General features: G+C 64.3%; 4 protein-coding genes and 1 pseudogene. All 5 read right to left on the bottom strand.

Annotated elements, in window-relative coordinates; translation table 11 throughout:
- A pseudogene (locus tag QZY06_RS16515) lies at positions 1 to 601 on the bottom strand (hypothetical protein); the annotation flags it as partial.
- Positions 591 to 2,225, bottom strand: a complete 1,635-nt coding sequence (pgi, locus tag QZY06_RS16510; protein ID WP_295686156.1) for a glucose-6-phosphate isomerase — start codon at positions 2,223 to 2,225, stop codon at positions 591 to 593. The gene pgi and the pseudogene QZY06_RS16515, both read right to left, overlap by 11 nt.
- A gap of 106 nt (positions 2,226 to 2,331) precedes the next feature.
- Positions 2,332 to 2,712, bottom strand: coding sequence for an aspartate 1-decarboxylase (gene panD, locus QZY06_RS16505; RefSeq protein WP_022977124.1), 381 nt, complete (start codon positions 2,710 to 2,712; stop codon positions 2,332 to 2,334).
- Positions 2,713 to 2,979: 267 nt separating this feature from the next.
- Positions 2,980 to 3,828, bottom strand: a complete 849-nt coding sequence (panC, locus tag QZY06_RS16500; RefSeq protein WP_295686155.1) for a pantoate--beta-alanine ligase — start codon at positions 3,826 to 3,828, stop codon at positions 2,980 to 2,982.
- A gap of 22 nt (positions 3,829 to 3,850) precedes the next feature.
- Positions 3,851 to 5,062: hypothetical protein (locus QZY06_RS16495; RefSeq protein ID WP_295686154.1), on the bottom strand; the 1,212-nt coding region annotated here is incomplete at its 5' end.

Below are 5,062 nucleotides of genomic sequence, written 5' to 3'. Positions count from 1 at the left end.
TCGCCGCTTCGCCGACCGCGATCCAGGAAGCCTGCGTGGCGCTGGCTGGCACGCGGCTGCCATCGCTGATCACCATCGCCCAGTTGTCGCCGCCCTTCCAGTAGCTCAGGAAATCGGCCAGCGGCTGGTAGACACGGCCTTCCTTGCCCGAACGCAGGATCACCTGATTGCTCACCGGCTCGACGCCGATGACCACCGCGTAACGCCAGTCCGGCACTTTCTGCAGCACCATCACTGGCCGGCCGGCGCGTACCTCGGCGAACACGGCATCGAGCGTCGGCGGCAGCACGAAAGCCAACCGATCCAGCTGGTAGGCGATGCCGGTGAACTCGCCGCGCAGATTGGCCGGCGGCGTCCTGTTGCCGAGCAAAGGCGCGACCTGGACCGGGCCGGTCGAGGTCAGGCCATCGGTGTAGAACATCGTCGCCAATGCTGCGGCCGCAGCAGCGCGGTCCTCGTTCGGGAAGAACGCGGTCTTGCTGAGTTCGATGCGCTCCTCGCCGGAGCCGTGATCCTGCACGCGCTGAACCACGGCTGGCGCACAGCCACCGAGCATCGCCACAACGACAAAGGCCAGCGACAAACGCAGTTCAGCGGCCATCGATGCGCTCCAGCAGGCGGCGGGTGGAGGGATCAAGCCCATCGTCATCTGCCGCGCGACCCGATTGCGCAGCGACCACCTGATGGGCCAGCTGCTTGCCGAGTTCCACGCCCCATTGATCGAATGCATTGATGTTCCAGAGCACGCCGAGCACGAACGTGCGGTGCTCGTACAGCGCACAGAGTGCGCCAAGATGGTACGCATCGAGCCTCGGCAGGAGCAGCGTATTGCTCGGCCGGTTGCCGCTGAACACGCGATGCGGGATCGCTTCCGCCAGTGCTGCACCGCTGAACTCCTGGGCTTCAAGCTCGGCACGCACCTGCGCCGCATTCTTGCCGCGCATCAGTGCCGCGCTCTGGGCCAGGCAGTTGGCGATCAGCAGCGGTTGCTGTTCCGGGAGCGCATTGGTGGCGGCTACTGGCAGGATGAAATCGACCGGATTCAGCGCTGGCCCCTGATGCAGCATCTGGAAGAACGCGTGCTGGGCGTTACTGCCGACATCGCCCCACAGCACCGGCGTCGTCGCGTAGTCCACCTTTTGTCCATCTCGGTCGACGCCCTTGCCGTTCGATTCCATTTCCAGCTGCTGCAGCCAGCCGACGAAATGGCTCAGGCGTTGCGCGTAAGGCGCGACAACCTGGCTCACGGCACCGAGGAAATTGCTGTTCCAGACCGCGATCAGCGCCATCAACACCGGCAGGTTTGCAGCCAGTGGCGCATTGCGAAAATGCTCGTCCATCGCATGGGCGCCGGCCAGCAATTCGCGGAAGCGTTCAGGGCCCAAGGCCACGACGTTGGCGAGACTGACAGCCGACCACAGCGAATAACGGCCGCCGACCCAATCCCAGAACTCGAAGACGTTTTCCGGATCGATGCCAAAGGCTTCGGTCGCCGCCCTCGCCGTCGATACACCGACGAAGTGCTGGGAGACAGCGGCGTCGCCGAGTGCAGCGGTCAACCAGCGCCGGGCAGCGCCGGCATTGGTCATCGTTTCCTCGGTGGTGAAGGTTTTCGAGGTGACGACGAACAAGGTGCGCGCCGGGTCCAGCTGCGCCAGCACGTCAGACAACTGAGCACCGTCGACATTGGCGACGAAGTGCGCGCGCGGTGTGGTGTCGGTTTCGGCCAGCGCTTCCCAGACCATGCGTGGCCCGAAGTCCGAACCGCCGATGCCGATGTTGACGACATCACTGATGCGCTCGCCGGTCGCACCGCGCCAGGCGCCGCTGCGCAGCGCATCGGCGAACGCGAACATGCGGTCGAGGACCTCATGCACCAGTGGCATCACCGGCTCGCCCGCCATCTGCAGGCCAGCATCAGGCGGGGCGCGCAGGGCGATGTGGCCGACGGCACGATGTTCGGTGAAGTTGATCGCCTCGCCGGCGTGCATCCGGGCGATCCATTGCGGCACCTGCTGCTGTTCGGCAAGCGCCAGCAGTGCCGCGATGCCGTCATCGCCGAAGCGTTGTTTCGAGTAATCGAGGTAGAGCCCGCAGGCTTCGGCCGAATAACGCTGGGCGCGCGCGGGGTCGTCCTTGAACCGCTGGCTCAGCGTCGTCGCAGCATCGGCTGCAGCCAGGCGGGTCAGTGCGCGCCAGGCGGCGCTTTCCGTCAATGCAGACATCGGGATCGAAACGGGTCCACACGAAAAAGAGGCCCAAGCTTACTAAAGCTTGGGCCTCTTAAAGTCTGCTTGAGCGCCGGATTCATTGGCACCCGGCGGCGACTGCTCAGGCGGCCTGTACCGGAATGGTGTTCGCGGTACGCGTGACGCGGTTGGCTTCGTCGCAGTAGACCAGCTTCGGCTTGTGCAGCTTGGCGACGTTGGCTTCGACTTCAGCGTAGGCGCAGATGATCACGCGATCACCAACCCGCGCCTTGTGCGCAGCCGCGCCATTGACCGAGATGATGCCGCTGCCGTTTTCAGCGCGGATCGCGTAGGTCGTGAAGCGTTCGCCGTTGCCGACGTTGTAAATCTGAATCTGCTCGTACTCGTGGATGCCAGCGAGATCGAGCAGACGGCCATCGATCGCACAGGAGCCTTCGTAGTCGAGTTCAGCGTGGGTAACACGCGCACGGTGCAATTTGCACTTGAGCATCGTCAGTTGCATGAGCTTCTTTCCTGGATGGTTGTTTGATGCGGGTGGCCCAAAAAGACATGCACCCGGAATCAAGATGTTCAACGACCGAGGGCGGCCCACAAAGACATACGCCCGTTGATGCAGGAGTCATCACTGCAACAAGTCGCGAAAGTGTAACGAGGTTCACGCTTGCCGCCAACCTTCCGGCCTAAGGAAATAACGAGACCCCGGAAACCGCCCGACAAACGGGATTACCGTCGCCACAAACGCATTCGCTGATGCTTCAAATTGGTGCGACTACGACCGTTCAACCCGCAGATTATCGATCAGTCGCGTCGTGCCGAGTACGGCGGCGATCAGCACGACGAAGTCCTGGTCGCCCTCCGTGGGCTGCGCCAGCGCCGGCGTGCGCACTTCGAGGTACTGCGGGCGGAAACCTGCCGCTTCGAGCCGCTGCAGCTGCTCGGCAGCAATCGCAGCGTAGTCATCCCGACCAGCCCTGAGACCAGCGGCCACCGCCTGCAGCGCGGCGTGAATCTGGGGCGCTTGCTCGCGCTCCGCCGGCGTCAGGTACTGGTTGCGCGAGGACAGCGCCAAGCCGTCCGCGGCGCGCTCGGTCGGATAGCCGACGACATCCACCGGCATCCGCAGGTCAGCGACCATCCGCTTGACGATCTGCAGTTGCTGCCAGTCCTTCTCGCCGAACACCGCGACATCGGGCTGCACGCTGTTGAACAGAATCGCCACCACGGTCGCTACGCCGGTGAAGAAGCCGGGCCGGAACGCGCCTTCAAGCTCGGCTGACAGCGGCGAGATGGTGATCGTCGTCGCCGGCGGGAAGCCGTTGACATAGACCTCCTCGACCGGCGGCGCGTAGACCAGATCGACGCCCTGCGCTTCAAGCTGACGCAAGTCTTCCGGCAGGGTGCGCGGATAGCGGCCGAAATCTTCGTTCGGCCCAAACTGCAGCGGATTGACGAACACGGTGACGACGACCCGATCAGCCAGGCTACGTGCATGACGGACCAGCGCCAGATGCCCCGCATGCAGGTTGCCCATCGTCGGCACCAGGGCAATGCGTTCGCCACGGACGCGCCATTGCGAAATCCGGGCGCGAAGTTCGGACGCGAGGTGCACGGTGTTCATCGGTGAATTCGTGAGATGGGGATCAGGGCGATGCAGGCGTGGCGTCGGCGACACGGTAACGGTTCAGCCGGCCGATCGCCGCCCAGCGCTCGGCGCTGAACAGCTCGCCGCGAGTGACCAGACGGACGTCGTCGTACAGCGGTCGCAGCGCTGGATCGGCGATGCGATTTTCGCCGCTGCGTAGAGAAGCGAGATAACCGTCCGGAAAGGCGCGCTGGAAATGGCCGATGCGCCAGGGACGCAGGCAGGGCAAGCGTGCAAGAAAGGCATCGGACAGCGCGTAGTGATCGACAAGTTGCACCGTCGGTCCCGCCGCATAGCCCATGAAACCGATCACGCCGGCCTCGAAGATCCGCTCCGGCGGACGTTGCCTCATCGATTTTCCGAGCTCGCCCCAAGGATGGTTGTACGGCACGGGACGATCGCGGCTGTGCGTCGCCAGCGCCGTCGATCCTGCGTAGTACTGACGCTCGTTGGCGATGCCCGAAGCGCGAATCAGCGGATCCGGCCCTTCGATGTTGATCAGCCGGCTCGCGGCGAGCACCACGATCAACGCGACGCTGCCGAGCATCGCCTTGCCGCTGAAAGGCTGTGCAAGCCCGTCACGCTGCTCGGCGGTCAGCAGGATCGCCGCGATGAATGCCGGCACGCTCAGGAAGCGCCCCTGCATGAAGTCGCCGCCGGCCGAGATCACATAGGCGAGATACAGCAGCAAGCCGAAGCCCATCGGCCGTCGCGCGCCGCCGCTGAATGCGGTGCCGATGCCGAGCAGCACTAGCAGCAGGGTGCCGGGATCGTGGGTCGCGAGATCGACCAGATACAGCAGTCCCTGCAGACGGTATTCGGCGGCGGGAATGCCGGTGCTCAGCTTCGCGTAATAGGTGTTCGGAAACGGCACGCCGTAATAGATCAGCGAAAACGTTTCCCAGGCCAGCAGCGGCAGCAAGGCCAGCGAGGCCAGACCCAGGCTGCGCCAGGAACGCTGCTGCCAGAGCAGCCAGACCAGTGCTGGAAACACCAGCAGCACCAGATCAAGCCGGTTCAGGGTCAACAGGCAGCCGACCAGAAACAAGAGGAACAAGGGCCTCGGCTGTTCGGCAGGCGCGAACCACAGCCTGCAGAACATCGCAACAAGCAGGAACGACAGCGGATTCTCGAGGCCCGAGGTCGTGTAATCGAGCACGGCCTGCGAGCACAGCAGTAGCGCAACGAACGCGACAGCCTGCGGCAGGCC

The organism is uncultured Nevskia sp., from assembly GCF_903885465.1.
Lineage (GTDB): Bacteria > Pseudomonadota > Gammaproteobacteria > Nevskiales > Nevskiaceae > Nevskia.
Note: the sequence above shows the minus strand (reverse complement) of the source record. Positions and strands in the feature narration are given on the sequence as shown.